This is a genomic window from Oscillatoria sp. FACHB-1406, assembly GCF_014698145.1.
Taxonomy (GTDB): Bacteria; Cyanobacteriota; Cyanobacteriia; order Cyanobacteriales; family Spirulinaceae; genus FACHB-1406.
This window is the reverse complement of the sequence record NZ_JACJSM010000035.1, coordinates 12,466-28,548: the sequence shown is the minus strand read 5'-3', so window position 1 is coordinate 28,548 and position 16,083 is coordinate 12,466. Positions and strand designations below refer to the sequence as shown.

Below are 16,083 nucleotides of genomic sequence, written 5' to 3'. Positions count from 1 at the left end.
ACCACTTAAAATTCACCAGAAACTAATCCTTAATAGGCCCCCTTGCTGGCGAAAACAACTTGAACTGTTCTCAGCAGAATTTTAAAATCGGAGGCTAAAGACCAATTTTGGATATAGGTCATATCCAAGCGAAAAGCATCCTCAAAATCCGTAATATCCGAGCGTCCCGAAACTTGCCACAGCCCCGTAATTCCGGGCATAACGTTATGGCGGACGTGATGGTGCGGCGCGAAACCTTCGACATCCCGCAAAGGTAGTGGGCGCGGCCCTACTAAGCTCATATCGCCAATCAGCACGTTAATCGCTTGGGGAAGTTCGTCCAAACTGTAACGACGTAAGAACTTACCGACTTTGGTAATGCGGGGATCGTCCTTCATTTTAAAAAGAACGCCGCCTTTAATTTCATTTCTAGCCTCCAACTCCTTCAAAAGGCGATCGGCATTGATCACCATCGTGCGAAACTTCCAAACTTTGAAGTGTCGTCCTTTCAAACCCACGCGAGTTTGTTTGTAAAAAATAGGCCCTGGAGAATCAAGTTTAATGAGAAGTGCTAAGAATAAATAGATAGGACTGCCAACGAGCAGAATTGTGCTGGCTACTACAATGTCGAATAAACGTTTCGTCCAAAAATCGCCTCCCACCAGAGTAGGCGGTTGAAACTGAATCGTCAATAAACTGCCAATCGTTTCAATTTTAGGGGCTTGGTGGGGAATCTCCAATCCCGTGGGTAAGATGCGCAGGTGAATGCCGGCCATTTTTAAACTCCAATACAGCGCCATCGGATCTTCGATGGACTGCCAGGAACAGACAAAGACTTCTCCAACGCCTTTATCCGCAATCTCGTGCAGAGTTTGCGTCCAACGTTGGCGTTCTGAGGCTTCGGATAGATCTGCTTGACCGACGATTTTGAATTCTTGGTTGCTAGCGAGTTTGAGCGCTATTTGGGAAATTAAGCGATCGCGCGGCGTACCGATTAAAAAGATCGGACGAGTCACCGCTCCACGACGGCGCAATGTCGTGATTGCCGATTCCGCAATCCAGCGTCCGGTCGAAATCAGCAAGAGGTTAAGAATCCAAGCCAGCAAGAAAACAGACCGAGAGATAAACAAGCCCGGTTCGTAGAGAAAGGCGACTGCAACAATGGTTGCCTGCGTTAGAGTAATGTTTTTAAACAGGCGAGTCATGTTGCGGCGGCTTTCCCGCTCGCTGTACAGTCCAGCCGCAGCCAGCATGGTCTGAGTAATCAGTAAGATTGGCAGCAAGAAGCGAGACAGACTAAAACTCGGGACGCTCTGAAGCCATTGAACTCGCTCGACAAGAATAACAGCAAGCCACCAAGCAAGCGAGATAGAGAGGCTATCTAACGCAACGAACGCGAGAGTACGCAGCCCGCCAGCGGCTGTGCCTCGCCCGATATTAAATGCGGTCGGGGCGCGTAAGTCGTGTTGTTCTGCCGTAACGAAGGAGTTGCGATCGGGTTGATAAGAGTCGGGCATAAACTTTTAGATTGCTTTCGAGCCACCTACAAAATCCAGCAAGATTTTTCTCCATTTTATCTGGAGTGTCTTTCGATCTAGCTTTAGCTCATCGCTTGCATCTTAACCTATCAGTTGCATTGAGGGATGCCCCTTTAAAGAGATAAGTATTGATGCTCAATACCTTTAAGTCGCTGACGGAAGCTTGAAGCCAGTCGAGTTACTAGGAAAGGTAAGGAAGAGCGCCCTGCTCGAAACTTATTGTTCCCCGATTTAGACCTGCCGTTTGAATTTCCCGAAAGAAAAGGTTACTTCCTGAGTCGGAGAGCTAGTTTTTAAACTTTTGTTTTCCTTCTGTTGCTAAAAATTCTCTAATTTCTACAGCAGCGCGATCGCATTTTAGAGCTAACAAGTCATCGCCCGTATCGGCCAGCAGACGCAGTTGAGCGTTAGGAATGAGCTTGGCATAAACTTGAGAGCGAAAGCGATCGCTAGGATTCCCATCATTCCCTTGGAGAATCAGGGTAGGAACTTTGAGCCTTTCTAAGCGGGGATCGAGGTATTCCGCTTCAATTTCTCGCTGGGAGCGGCGTAAGAGTAGATCGCAGGTCGTCGGACACTGAAGCAGTTCTTGGCGATGGGCCAGGACGCGATCGATTTTTGGCTTCCACCCCCCGAATTTAGCAAGCGGGCGCAGCGATCGCAACAACACCGTCAGCCAAGAAAAGCGGCTGACTAATAACTTCTCCCAAGCTTGGTGCTTAGCATCGCCTTGCACTGAGACTCCTGAAGGGGAAATGAGGATTAAACCCCTGACTCGTTCGGGGTGTTGCAGGGCGTAATGAGTAGCAACCCAGCCCCCTAAAGAATGTCCGACCAAGTAAACCCGTTCTAAGCGCAGTGCCTCCAAATAACTGGCAAAACTTTCTACTAACAGTTGGACGGAATAGTGCCTATCAACTCGTTCCGAGTCGCCAAACCCCAGCAAATCCACCGCCAGACAGTGATAGTTCTCGCCCAAACGTTCGAGAAGGGGAATCCACTGACTGCTATCGCGACTGGAACCGTGTAAAAAAACTAATGTGGTCGGACTGCGACCGATTTCGCGCCAGAAAAGCTGTCCGAGCGGCAGTCGAATGCGAGAGTTGCTGAAAAGGAGGGGCATCCCGGTGGAAAGTCGTAACGTCTGGATCGATTCTGAACTAAATTATCTGGCGAGTGGTCTTTTTGTACAACCGAGTTGGGGCATTAAAAATTAAAAATTAAAAATTGAGCCTTAAAATTTAGGGATAGCCCTACTGCGGGAAAAGTTCATCAGGAAGGAAGGGTTGCCAAACTTTGATGGTGCGATCGAAGCTACCGCTGGCGAGAAAGCGTCCGTTGGGGCTGAAAGCGAGGGATTGAACCCAGTCTGAATGGGCGTACCAATGCTGAATCAGAGTACCGCGATCGAGATCCCAAAGGCGAATGCCATCGCGACTGGCACTAGCGAGATATTTGCCGCTAGGATGAACGGCGAGGGCGGTAATTCTGCCGGTGTGTCCGATGAGGGTGTAGAGGAGGCGGTTACTGTTGGCTGCCCAAACACGGATACTGCGATCGTCGCTACCGCTGATTAGTTTACTGCCGTCGGGGGTAAACGTTAGTGCGCCAATGTTATCGCGATGGGCGGAAAATTGCGCGATCGCACCTCCCGTTCTGACGTTCCAATATTTGATTTCGCCCTTAACGCCGCCCGTTGCCAAAATATAGCCGCTGCGCGGATCGATCGCGATATGGTGGATTTGATTGTCGAAACGCGCCAATGTATAAATTGGTTTTTGGGTGCGTAAATCCCACAGGCGAATTCCGTCGAGTCCGGCGCTAATCAGCACTTGGCTATCGGGCGTAATCAGTAGGGAAAGAATATTATTGTTCGTGTCGAGGAATAAATAGTTTTTTTCCAGCGCTTGCCATTGCCAAAGGTTCAAACCCGCATCGTCGCCGCTACTGGCAACGATTTTGCCATCGGGACTGATGGCCATTGCGAGGACGGAGGTTCGTTGCGCGCGGAAACTATCGACTTCTTTGCCGGTCGCCATCGACCAGACGTGCAAGTATCCGTCGTTGCGACTGCCGCCGCTAATTAAGTATTGGCTGTCGGGACTGAAAGCGAGGGAGTCAATCGTTGATTTATGACCTTCGAGTTTGTAGAGCAGTTGAAGGTTTTGCCACGGTTCGCGACTGGGAATCCAGTCGTGTTCGGGATGGTCGATTGGGAGTTCGGGGAAGAAGAGTGTATTGTCAGGAGGGATATCTTTAGCGATCGCGCTTCCTGCATTACCGATTAAGAATAGTGCGATCGCGCCATCTAGAATTCTCGCCTTGTTCGTTCGTTTCAACATAATTCGTAATTCGTAATTCGTAGTTCGTAATTCATAGTTCGTAATTCGTAATTCGTAATTCGTAATTCATCATTCCCCCCTTCATCATTCATAACTCATAATTCATAATTCGTAATTCATCATTCCCCCCTTCATCATTCATAACTCATAATTCATAATTCATAATTCATCAAGGTTCGGACAAATCGTTTCTTCGATGCGCTCTGGGGATGGATATTCTTGCCAGCCGGAGAGAATTTCTTCAATCTCGAATTGCAAGGTTTCTAGGGCGAGGATTTTAGCGCGGATCGATCGCAGTTCTCCTTCGAGGCGTTGTCGGATTTTACCGCAGGGCAGTTCGCCGCGATCGCGAATCTCCAAAACTTCTCGGATTTCGTTGAGGCTGAGTCCGAGCGATTGCGCTCGCTTAATAAAAGCAAGGCGCTGAAAAATTTGCGGGTCAAATAAACGATATCCCGCCTCGGAACGTTCCACAACCGGCGCTAAGAGTCCTAATTCTTCGTAATAGCGAACGGTTTTAACCGGCAAACCGCTTTCCTGCGCGACTCGACCGATTTTAAGCAGTTCGCTAGTTGCCGTGACTTCCACAACCTTTGTGACTTAATACCGATGTTTGCGACTCCTTAAGGGGGGCAGCGGTGCTTCGGAAGGACTGGGGGGAAGGTAGCGCTGGGGGGTTTCTTCTAAGGGGACTGCACGTTCGCGCTGACCTTGGACGACGCGCAGAATAATGGCTAGCGCAATGACTAACACCCCAAAACTTAAGAGCGTCCAGCGTTCGCTAACGCCTCCCATCACCGCATCGACGGTTCCCACGATAACGATAAAGCTCGAAATTTTTTCTCGGCGATAGGTTAATCGAATCAAACGAGGCAATAAGGCGTTCATTGTATTCTGAGCGTTTCGGAATTGAGTTCGCTGTTAATTCCTACAGTAGCTTATCAAACTTCGCAACAACCAGAAGACCCGGCTCAAATGCGATCGCAATCCCTAAGAAGCGAGCGATTTAAGCCGGAGTCTATCGGCGTAGTTTTTAATTTTGAAAGGTTCGCGCTATTGCAGCCCGAGCCAAGATAAAACACCTTGTCCGGTTAGGGCTTCAATCGCTAGGGTAATCACAAAACCGAGCATAGCGGCGCGACCGTTTAAACGTTCTGCATAGTCGTTGAAGCCAAACTTCGGTTCTTCTAGCTTCGGCGCGATCGACGGTTGCGGTTTCGTTTCAACCATAAAATATACTTCCTGTCTAGCTGGGTTAACAATAATTTACTATTTTAACAAAAAGCAGCCCCCCTTTCAATGGGCTGAGACGGGACGGAGTGATGGGAATTAAGGGAGATTGAGGAAGCACTGCTGTTGATGCTGCTTATACCAATTCTCCAAGCAATGGCGACAGATCGATCGCCCCGTCCCCCCGTCCATCCTCTGTAATCCGACTGGAGGGAAATGGTAATACATCTAGGTTTTTTAATTTTTAATTGGTATAACCCCCCTCTAGCCCCACGAGCGGTCCTTGGGGGACAATACCGCTAGGATTAATATGCGGATGACTGCGGTAATAATGCTGTTTGATATGATGGAGATTGCACGTTTCCTTGACACCCGGTTGTTCGTACAAATCTTTTAAGTAGCGCCAGAGATGGGGATAGTCCCAAATATGCTTTAAGTTACATTTAAAGTGAACGTAATAAACCGGGTCGAAACGCAGTAATGTTGTGAAGAAACACCAGTCTGCTTCCGTTATCGTCTCGCCGCATAAATAGGGCTGCGTTCCTAATACTTCGTTCCAGCGATCGAGATGGGCAAACAGTTCGGTGACAGCTTCATCGTAGGCTTCTTGAGAGGTGGCGAAACCCGCCCGATAAACGCCATTGTTAATGGGTTGGTAAATGGCATCGATCGCGCGATCGATTTCGCCCGTGAGTTCGTCGGGACAGAAGGTAACGGAAGAAGTCGCGATCGCATCAAACTCGCGATCGAACATTCGTATAATTTCCCGCGACTCATTATTGACAATTGTCCCCTTTTGTTTATCCCACAAAATCGGCACGGTGACGCGCCCCGTATAGCCAGCATCGGCTTGAATATAAATTTCTCGCAGGTACTTCGCCCCAAAAATCGGATCGGGAATGCAATCGGCTTCTTGAGAAAATTCCCATCCTTCTTCTGCCATAATCGGATCGACAATAGAGAGACTAATTGCGGCTTCCAATCCTTTCAATTTGCGCAGAATCAAGGTGCGGTGCGCCCAGGGACAAGCGTAGGAAACATACAAATGATAGCGTCCTGCTTCCGGTTTAAACTCGCTCGATCCGTCCGCTTTAACCCACTGACGAAAAGTGGTGGGATTGCGCTTAAATCTGCCTTTAGAGTCGCCTTGATAGCCCTCTTTTCGCCAGATTCCATCGATTAACATTCCGGTAGCCATAGAGTTAATTAGGATTTAGGGGATAATGAATCGATAGTCTTGACTATTGTCGAACGGCACTGAATTAAAGTGAGTGAAGGCAATCCTTCCCCCAAAGTTTTCCCCTCAATCTTGCCTTCTTGTCTGTTTTAAATCAGTGCCATTCGTCGCTGATTGAGCGTCAGTTCTGACTCAACCTTCATCGCTGCTGAGAATTTGCGGAACGCGAAAGAATAAATCTTCTTGTTCCGGTGCTTCTCGCAGTAACTCTTCCGGTTCAACTTCCTTTTTAATCTCGTCTGGGCGCGTCACATTGCTTAACTCAATAGCGCGCGTCATCGGCTGTACGTTCGTCGTATCGAGTTCGCTCAATTGCTCGAAATAATCGAGAATGCTGCCCAGTTGAGTGGTGAAACTTTCTTCTTCTTCGGATGTGAGTTCTAAACGAGCCAGATGAGCGACTTTTTGAACTTGTTCGCGATCGAGCATGATGAAATAATTGGGAATTGTAGCTTAAAAGAAAATATCCATATCAGAGCGCCCGGTGGTTTTCAGCCAGTTTTGAGCTTCGATATAGTTATTGGGGGCGAGGCGAATCGCTTGTTTCCAATTTTCAGCGGCTTTATCAAAGAGGGCTTCTGCTTCATCATCTTTGCCTTCTTGTTTGGCGCGTTCGCCTTGAAAATGATACACCACGGCAATATTATTCAAGGCTTGGGGCATCCGCGAGTTACATTCGAGCGCTTCGTGATAGCGTTGTAATGCTTCTTCGTGTTCGCCGTTGCTAGCGTGAATGAGACCCATATTGTAAAGAATATAACTGCGATCGGTCAGATCTTCCTCTAGCAGTAAGGCTTCGTTATAGTTTTCCATTGCTTCGGCGTACTCGCCGTCTGCTTGGGCGGACATCCCATCGCGGTAGTAAGCGAAGGCTTCTTTTGCTTTGCGATTGGTAGGCAGCACTTTTAAGATTAGATCTGCCATGACGGTAAAGCTTTTATCGATAAAGTTATCGTTGCGCTGCGTTCTGGGCATAGGGACTTGTTATCAAAAAGTTTGAGTGTATCATCAATTATCGTACTATCCTAGCTTGTGGGTGTACCCCTTGATTCAGCGATCGGGGGAGTGAGGGAGAGGGGGGAGACGGGGAGACGGGGTGAATAATGAATAATGAATGATGAATAATGAAGAGGGGGAGACGAGGAGACGGGGGGACGGGGGGACTGGGAGACTGAGTTAGGAATTACGAATTACGAATTACGAACTACGAACTACGAACTACGAATTACGAATTACGAATTACGAATTACGAATTACAATGCAACGGCAAACCTTAACTGATGTTCGCACCTGTGGGATAAATCGCGATCGCTGGTATGTTGTCGCGCGCAGTAGCGAGGTGAAAGAACGCCCGGTTAGCGTGACGCTTTGGAAACAACCCATCGTGCTTTATCGCAGCGAAAGCGGGACGATTTGTGCTTTAGAAGATCGCTGTCCCCACCGTCAGGTTAAACTGAGTGCGGGGATCGTAAAACGCGATCGCATCGAGTGCGCCTACCACGGTTGGCAATTTGACGCTGAAGGAAACTGCGCCGAAATTCCTTACCGGGCTGAAAATCAAAAGATTCCAAACTGTCAAATTAAATCCTATCCCGTCAAAGAATTAGATGGCTTTATTTGGTTATTTCCCGGCGAGGGCGACTCGGAAAAGATCGCGCCGATGGGAATGCCGGAATGGGAGCATCTGAATTATATCGCTTCTGTTGCTGCGATCGATTATCAAGGTCATTTCTCCTTTTTAATCGAAAATATTATGGATATGTACCACGGGCATTTACATGATAATTATCAAGCTTGGGCTTCGGCAAAATTGCAATCCATTGAGGTCGCAGACGATCGCATTGATGCCCATTACGAAGCGCAAAGCTATTACAGAATTGATAAAATTTGGTCGATTTCTCAACTCTTTTTTCCGGCTCTGCGTCGCTTGCATCCCGAACCGCTAGATGTCAGCTATATCTATCCTCACTGGGCTTCTAGCCTCGGACAAGATTTTAAAATTTACTGTTTATTCTGTCCGGTTAACGAAACTCACACGCGAGCTTATCTCATTCATTTTACCTCGCTCAATGCCTTCTGGCGTTTGCATAAACTTCCGGTTAAATTCCGCAGGTTTGTGAAAGATAGTTTATTCGGTTCTGCTAATAAACTCTTAGAAGGATTGGTCGAACAGGATATTGAAATGATGGAGCAGGAACAACAAGCTTATTCTAAAAGTCCTCAAAACCGATCCTATGAAATTAATCCGACCGTAACGAGCGTTCAGCGCTTGATTCGCCATCAAGCAAGTTTAGGAAGTTTTTAACTGCTTCGAGCAGTCTGCTAGGGGGCATAACCCAGAAAATTCTTAATGACTTTAAGCTTTAAACTCTAAGTTTTGATAACATGGCAAGGGTTTAATGGCGGTTTTTGAAACGGAATCGGGATATGACCCAGCCTACCCCAAATCCAGAGAACGAGTCCGAGTTAGAGGGTGAAAATCCCGCTCCTCCTTCTCCTCCTCGTCGCAGAAGACGGTGGTGGTTGTGGGGCATTGTCGTGGGGTTTAGCTTGGGGTGCGGGGGTTTAGCGATCGCGTGGTTTGCCCTCCTCAATTACCTTTCGCCCATTCTGACCGATCTCCTCACCCAAGAACTCGATCGCCCGGTACGATTGGGACCGACGAGCGGTTTATCCTTGCGGGGCGTGCGTTTTGGGAAATCGGAAATCCCGCCCACCGCTACCGATAGCGATCGCGCGGTTGTTGAAGCTGTCGATGTTACCTTTAACCTCTGGAGACTGGCAACCGATAAAACCCTAGAACTCAACCTCACCCTCATTCGTCCCACCGCCTATGTCGAACAAGATACCGACGGACAGTGGATTGCAACGCGCTTGCGGAAACGCGAAGGCGAATCGGATTGGGAAATCGACGTGCAAACGGTTCGCGCCGAAAATGCTAACGTCGTCCTCGTCGCCCGCGATAAAAAGCTCGCCCTGAAAGCGCCGGTAGAATTGAACGTCGATCTCGCCACCGTTCGTGCTTACCAAAATTACCAACTATTTGAAGGCGATGCTAAAGGAACTTTTGCTGGGGAGGGCGGACGCTTTAACGCTGCTGCGACGATTCGCCCGCAGACGTTACAAGGAAAAGTTTACTTAGCCACGCAGCAACTCGATTTACTCTACCTCGCTCGTTTGGTCGAAGTGCCGCTGATCCTGCGATCGGGTAAGGTGAGTACCAATCTCGAAGTCGAACTTAACGGTAACCCTTTAAAAGTTCTGCCCCAGGCGGCGGGAATCGTTTCGCTGCAAAACGTGAGCGCTAAACTCGACGAAAAAGCGCTGGGGATTCAGTCGCCGCAAGCACTCGCGCAACGCAAACGCCAGCAGCAACCGCAAGCGATTGAAGAACGACCGCCTTTATATTTCCTCAATAATCTCCCGATCGCGATTCCGGAGGTCAAGCAAGCGAACGGGCGTATTGCTTTCCAAGGACAGAGCGCGCGTTTCGAGTCCTTCAGCGCCCAACTCGGTCAAATTAATGCCCAGATTGGGGGCAGCATCGATGCGAAATCGGGTCTCAATCTCAGCGCCACCACGCAACCCGTAACGATCGCAAATCTTCTTAAAACCTTCGATTTAAAACAACCGCCCGTTCCCGTGGCGGGTGAGTTTAAAGTTGCCCTGCAAGCGAAGGGCCCTTTCAACCAAGCGATCGTCACCAGCCAAATTCTCTCAACCCAGACTTTCCGACTCGCTCGCGCAACTTTCAAAGATGTCCGCGCCCAACTCGCCTTTGCTGTCGCGAAAAATACTCTCGTGCTACAAGCCCTCGATGCCTTTCCGATTCAGGGCGGTAAAGTCACGGGGACGGGACAGGTGCGCTTTAATAAAGACCGCGATCCCGGACAAATTGCCCTCGATTTCCAGACTCAAAATCTTCCCGCCGACGCGATCGCAGCCCTCTATATTCCCAACTTACCCGTTACCATCGGCCCCATTTCTGCCCGCGCCCAAATCTTAGGCCCCTTCACCAAAATTGAAGACCTGCAAGCGCAGATTTTTACCCGACTTTTTGATGGCGGAACCCTCGCCGTACAAAACGCCCGCATTAAAGACGGGCGCTTTTTCGGGACGGTGGCAGCAGCGGGCGTACAACTCAATCGCTTCTTACCGGCGACTTCTCCCCTGCGTCCGGTGGCAGGAACGGGGGAGGCGCTGTTCGAGATTTCCGGGCCGCTGCAAAAATTAAGGCTGGAACGATTGACACTGGCGGGGGCGGGGCGAGCCGCGATTGCAGGCGGGACTGTAACGGCAAGTAACATTCAGTTGCAAAACGGACGGTTTTCTGCCGACCTCAATGCCGCTAACCTGCAAGCCGGACAGATCGCGCCGAAAATCCTGCCCGCGAAAATTACTTTGCCTTCGTTAGGGGCATTAAATGGCGCGTTCCAAGTCGCAGGACAGGTAAGAACGAATGCAGCAGGCAAGCCGAGAGTTAGCGACTTGACGGGGACGGGGGCATTAGGCGTAGCCGTGGCCAATGGTGTGGTAGAAGCGCGGAGAATCGCAGTATCCGGCGATCGCTGGCGGGCAGATGTTGCGGTTAATAATATTGATGCCAACCGCGTTGCCACCTTACCGAGTTTGCCCCCAGCGGCGCGATCGCTGCAACAATTACTCGGAAAATTTTCGGGCAATTTCCAACTCGCCGGTAACTTAAAGCGTTTCGATCTCAACTCGCTAACCGCAAGCGGTATCGGACAAACCCGTATTGCTGGAGGGACGGCGAATATTGCCGCCAACGTCAATCGGGGCAATTGGGCGGCGAATATTGTCACCAACGGCGTGCAACTCCCCCGCTTAGCGGCGGGGCTGAACTTACCGCCCGTCGTGGCAAAGACGCAGCGCGAACTCGGCGCTTTCACCGGAACGATTCAGGCGAGCGGAAACTTAAATTCCTTCGACCCCAAAACGTTAGTCGCGAGCGCAAACGGCAACTTGAACGCAGCGGGCGGTGCGGCAAACGTCAACCTCAAGTTAAATCGGGGTAACTGGTTGGCTGATATTGCGGCAAACCAAGTGCAATTAACTCGTTTGACAGCGGGGTTAAACTTACCCGTTCCTATCGCCCGCGTGCAACAAACCCTAGGCGCATTTACAGGAACCTTGCGCGCTTCGGGAAGTTTGAGTTCCTTCGACCCGAAAACGTTAGTCGCCAACGCAACCGGCAACTTAAACGCGGCGGGCGGAACGGCGAAGGTGAACTTGAGGGCGAATCGGGGTAATTGGTTCGCTGATATTGCCGCGAGTGGCGTGCAATTGACTCGTTTGACGGCGGGGTTAAATTTACCCATTCCCGTTGCTCGCGTGCAACAAACGCTCGGCGCATTTACGGGGAACTTACGCGCTTCGGGAAGTTTGAGTTCCTTCGACCCGAAAACGCTGACGGCGAACGCAACCGGAAACTTGAACGCGGCGGGCGGGACGGCGAACGTAAATTTGAAGGTGAATCGCGGCAACTGGTTGGCTGATATTGTTGCAAGCGGCGTGCAATTGAATCGCTTGACGGCGGGGTTAAATTTACCCGCAGCTTTAGCGCGTCCGCAGCAAGCATTGGAGGCGTTTACGGGAACGTTGCGCGCGGCGGGAAATTTGAGTTCTTTCGATGCAAAAACGCTGACGGCAAGCAGCAAAGGACAGCTTAACCTCGCGGGCGGTCGTGCGGATATTGCCCTCGATTTGACGGGGGGGCGCTGGTTGCTCGAGGCGAACGCTAGCGATATTCAACCGCAGCAGCTTTTGGCGAATATTCCCCCACAATTTCAAACTCCGATTAGCGGTGATGTCGATTTGCGCGGTACGCTGTCGGATTTGCGGTTAAATGCAATCGCGGCGACGGGTTCGGGACGCTTGAATTTGGCGGGCGGTCAGTTGTTGGCGAATAATTTGCGTTTGGCGAACGGAAGCTTACAAACGACGCTGGTTCCCAATAATGTCGAACTCGCGGGTTTGGTGAATGGGTTGCGCGGTAAAGTCAGCGGCAATATTGACGTGACGGCAAACCTGGCAAATTTGAGTCCGGAAGGGGTTCGCGCGCGCGGCAATCTCAATTTGAGCGAGGAAGTGTTACCGCTGCAAGGGCCGGTGGCGGCGACGTTTGATTGGAATGGCGGGCGTTTGAGCATTGCGCGCGCTACTTCTACGGGCTTGGATGCGAGCGGCTATGTGGATGTGAATACGGCAGCGCTGCGGCGGGGGAAATTGGGGTTAGATGCAATCGCGCGTTTCGATCTCGATGTCAGTTTGCAGGGGTTGAAATTAGACCAACTCTCGGAACAAGCTAAAAAATTCATCGCTTGGCCGCCGAACTTAAACCCGGCAATTCAACAAACGCGCTTGGCGGGACTGGCGGATTTTAGCGGCAACCTGCGCGGAACGCCCGCCGCCCCTCAAGTGAATGGTACTCTCGCCCTGCGCGATGCGAAATTTAATGAGTTTGTCCTCGATCCCTTGGTTTCTGGGCCGGTCGCTTTTACGCCGGGACAAGGCGGATCTTTGCGTTTGGCAGGAGTTCGCGATCGCATCGAAGTTGCCCTCGCTGCCGATTACAAGCCCAATTCCTTCCTCATTCAAGTTGACGAACTTTATGCGGAGGGGACGCGCCAAGGCGATATCTTAACCGCTACAACCCGCAATGTGCCGCTCGCCTACGCCCGCAGCCTCGTACCGCCGCAATTGATTCCTGCCGCGATCGCCGGACAGCCCCTCTCCGGTCGTCTATCGGGTAATTTTAATGTCAACCTCGCGACTTTGGCTGCTTCCGGCACGATTAATGTTAAAAATCCCATTTTCAGCAGAATTTCTGGCGAGAGCTTGACAGCTAGCTTTGAATATGCTAATGGTTCTGGTATTATTCGCGATGCGGTGTTCCAACAGGGCGAAACCCAGTACGCGATCGACGGTCGCATCGTTCAAACCGCTCGCGGGCCGCAGTTCAACGCCGAAGTTGGCATTACAGCCGGACGCATCCAGGATATCCTCGCTACCGCTCAAATTTTCAAGATTTCCGACCTCACCAATATCTTGCGACTGCCGGTTTATGGCAAAGCGAACAACCTCGCCGCCGCCCCGATTGACATTCGCAACCAACCTTTAATTCAACAATTACGCCGCCTTGCCGAAATTGAAGCCCTCTTAGAAGAGCGGCGCAAAGAACGCTTGGCTTCATCACCCCTACCGCCCCTTTCCGAAGCCACAGGAGCCGTTGAAGGGAAGATTCGCGTTGCGGGATCGCTGGCAGAAGGGCTGGATCTTGCCTTCGATTTGGACGGTTCGGATTGGAAATGGGGGCCGTTTGTCGCGAATACGACTGTCGCGCAGGGCAGCTATCAAAAGGGCGTATTAACCATTCGTCCGTTCCAAATGCAACTGGCAGATGGCGGTTCGATTAGTTTTGCTGGCGCGTTGGGCGGTGCAACCCAATCGGGACAACTCCAGATTGAGAAACTGCCCGTCGCGTTAATTCAAGAATTCGCCGCCTTGCCGCCGGATATCGGTTTGACGGGATTTGTTAATGCGTCGGCGGTATTGAGCGGCACGCAGCAAAATCCGCAAGCGCGGGGACAATTAACGGTGGTTGATGCCGAACTCAATCAGGAAAAAGTAGAGTCGGCGCAGGGGAATTTCAGCTACAACCAAGGGATTTTAAACTTTGCGGTCGATAGTATTATTGCCGCCGGAACCGAGCCTTTGCTGATTGCGGGTAAGTTCCCCTATCGTTTTCCTTTCCCCAACGCCGTCCAACCGAGCAGCGATGCGTTTGAGTTGACTTTAAAGCTTCAGAATAACGGTTTGACGATTTTAAATGCGCTGACGCGCCAGCAGTTAATCTGGAAGAAGGGAGAAGGCAACGTGGATCTCGCGATCGCGGGACGTTACGACCAAGATAAAAATCGCCTCCTCGACCTTAAAGCTAACGGAACGGCAAATCTGCAAAATGCAGAAGTGGCTTCTCTCCTCCTTTCTGACTCGCTGAAGAATCTCAACGGTCAAATTTTATTCGACTTCGATAAAATTACCGTGCAAAGCCTCACCAGTCAGTTGGGCGGCGGGCAAGTGACAGCCGCAGGTTCTATAGCACTGACGCAACCCGCGCCCCAAGACAATCCGTTAACGATTGACCTGAAAAAACTCGCCGTCAACCTTAAGGGACTCTATAACGGCGATGCGAGCGGCAACCTAAAAATTACGGGCGCGCTTTTGCAACCCGTTCTCGGCGGCAATCTGGAACTGACGGACGGACGGGTATTGCTGGCGGGTTTGTCCACTTTTGGTTCGGCGGGGCGCGGCGGTTTCGTCAATAATGGCGGCAGCGGTTCTACTCGCGGCGGTTTGAGTCAAATCGTTTCAGCCACTCGCTTCGATAATCTCGCGCTCAAACTCGGCAATGGTTTGCGTTTGGAACAGCCGTTATTAGTGAATTTTAGTACCGATGGCACGATTGTTTTGAACGGTCGCACGGATGATATTGCGCCGAGTGGAGTCGTGCGTTTGGTGCGGGGACAGATTAACTTGTTTGCGACGCAGTTGCGCTTGCAGAATGGTTACGATAACGTTGCGATCTTCCGCCCCGAATACGGACTCAATCCGCGTTTGGATTTACGGTTAGTTGGTTCTGCGATTGAATCGAATCGCACTCAGACGACACCGGAAGCTTTTTCCTCGGAAATTCGCGAGTCGCTGGTGAATTTTGGTTCGGTGGAAACCGTGCGGATTGAGGCGATTGTTGATGGGTTTGCTTTAGCGCTGCTCGAAAGCTTGCAAGTCGAACCCGGAGTTGCTTCGGCGCAAAAAGTGCGATCGGTTATTCAATTAACCAGTTCGCCGTCGCGCAGCGAAACGCAGATTATTGCCCTGTTAGGCGGGAGTTTTATTAATGCCTTCAGTCAGCAAGATGCCGGACTTGGATTGGCGAATTTAGCCAGCAATGCCCTTTTAGGATCGATTCAAAATGCGCTAGCGGATAGTTTGGGGTTGAGCGAGTTTCGCATTTATCCAAGCGTGGTTCCCAATACGGACGATCGCACTTCGACCTTTGGTATTGCCGCAGAACTCGGGTTTAATGTTACGGATAAGTTGGGCGTTTCCGTGACGCAATTCCTTACGCCGTCCGTGCCAACCGAATTAAATTTACGCTACCGCATTAACGATCGTTTGCTACTGCGAGGTTCGAGTAATTTTGGCAGTGAGTATCGGATGCAGGTTGAGTATCGGCAGCGGTTTTGAGCTTTAAAGATGGGGGAGTGAAAATGGGGACTAATAACAAAACTTCATTGAGTCAATTTATGTTTAAGTTTTGCGATCGCGCAGGGATCCGCGTAGTGGCACGCATACTCTCGGTAACTCTTCACGATAGAACGTCGATTTTTCGTGCCGTCTAATGCACTTCACAATTGATGTAACGAAATAGTCATTAAGTCTGCTTCATCAATAAACTCGTCGGTTTTACCGATCTCCTCTCATTCGTGTCCGAGAAAACCTGTAAGTCAGCGGTATTCGGGTTATCGATCTTCTTAATCCTTCGTTGCATTTTAAAGATTTAATAAATTAGCGACACAATTAATAGCTTTTCATTGCCACTCGAATTTGAGCGTGCTAGCTTGAGCGTGATATAGGAAATTTCTAAGTTGCCTCCATTGGCAAGAAAAATATCATAACTTCAAAGGTTAAATACACGAATACTAGCTTGCTTCCGCGCTGTTTTCGATTAATT

At 50.2% G+C, this 16,083-nt stretch carries 11 protein-coding genes; 2 read left to right on the top strand and 9 right to left on the bottom strand.

The features are described from left to right. Positions 1 to 29: 29 nt before the first annotated feature. From H6G50_RS22880 to H6G50_RS22840, 9 genes are all read right to left on the bottom strand, one after another. Positions 30 to 1,496 carry a sugar transferase gene (locus H6G50_RS22880; RefSeq protein ID WP_190721725.1) on the bottom strand — a complete coding sequence of 489 codons (1,467 nt, stop codon included), beginning with the start codon at positions 1,494 to 1,496 and terminating at the stop codon, positions 30 to 32. 307 nt (positions 1,497 to 1,803) lie between these two features. Beyond that, the gene (locus H6G50_RS22875; RefSeq protein WP_190721723.1) at positions 1,804 to 2,640 is read right to left on the bottom strand and encodes an alpha/beta hydrolase; all 837 of its coding nucleotides are present in this window, start codon (positions 2,638 to 2,640) and stop codon (positions 1,804 to 1,806) included. Between the two features lie 130 nt (positions 2,641 to 2,770). Continuing rightward, positions 2,771 to 3,859: a WD40 repeat domain-containing protein gene (locus H6G50_RS22870; RefSeq protein WP_190721721.1), complete on the bottom strand. Its 1,089-nt coding sequence runs from the start codon at positions 3,857 to 3,859 to the stop codon at positions 2,771 to 2,773. 159 nt (positions 3,860 to 4,018) lie between these two features. Next, positions 4,019 to 4,447: a MerR family transcriptional regulator gene (locus H6G50_RS22865; protein ID WP_190721719.1), complete on the bottom strand. Its 429-nt coding sequence runs from the start codon at positions 4,445 to 4,447 to the stop codon at positions 4,019 to 4,021. 12 nt (positions 4,448 to 4,459) lie between these two features. Beyond that, positions 4,460 to 4,747, bottom strand: coding sequence for a hypothetical protein (locus tag H6G50_RS22860; protein WP_190721717.1), 288 nt, complete (start codon positions 4,745 to 4,747; stop codon positions 4,460 to 4,462). Between the two features lie 165 nt (positions 4,748 to 4,912). Beyond that, positions 4,913 to 5,089, bottom strand: a complete 177-nt coding sequence (locus tag H6G50_RS22855) for a chlorophyll a/b-binding protein (protein WP_190721715.1) — start codon at positions 5,087 to 5,089, stop codon at positions 4,913 to 4,915. Between the two features lie 244 nt (positions 5,090 to 5,333). After that, positions 5,334 to 6,287, bottom strand: coding sequence for a glutathione S-transferase family protein (locus H6G50_RS22850; RefSeq protein ID WP_190721713.1), 954 nt, complete (start codon positions 6,285 to 6,287; stop codon positions 5,334 to 5,336). 171 nt (positions 6,288 to 6,458) lie between these two features. Then, a complete protein-coding gene (gene gatC / locus H6G50_RS22845; protein WP_190721711.1) occupies positions 6,459 to 6,755 on the bottom strand; it encodes an Asp-tRNA(Asn)/Glu-tRNA(Gln) amidotransferase subunit GatC in 297 nt (98 codons plus the stop codon). 24 nt (positions 6,756 to 6,779) lie between these two features. Further along, on the bottom strand, positions 6,780 to 7,301 hold the full coding sequence (locus H6G50_RS22840) for a photosystem I assembly protein Ycf3 (protein WP_190721709.1): 522 nt from the start codon (positions 7,299 to 7,301) through the stop codon (positions 6,780 to 6,782). Positions 7,302 to 7,584: 283 nt separating this feature from the next. Here H6G50_RS22840 and H6G50_RS22835 point away from each other — a divergent pair, with 283 nt between their 5' ends. Both H6G50_RS22835 and H6G50_RS22830 read left to right on the top strand, forming a co-directional pair. Further along, on the top strand, positions 7,585 to 8,631 hold the full coding sequence (locus tag H6G50_RS22835) for an aromatic ring-hydroxylating dioxygenase subunit alpha (RefSeq protein ID WP_190721707.1): 1,047 nt from the start codon (positions 7,585 to 7,587) through the stop codon (positions 8,629 to 8,631). A 122-nt stretch (positions 8,632 to 8,753) separates the two neighbouring features. Continuing rightward, a complete protein-coding gene (locus H6G50_RS22830; protein ID WP_190721706.1) occupies positions 8,754 to 15,596 on the top strand; it encodes a translocation/assembly module TamB domain-containing protein in 6,843 nt (2,280 codons plus the stop codon). Positions 15,597 to 16,083 lie beyond the last annotated feature (487 nt).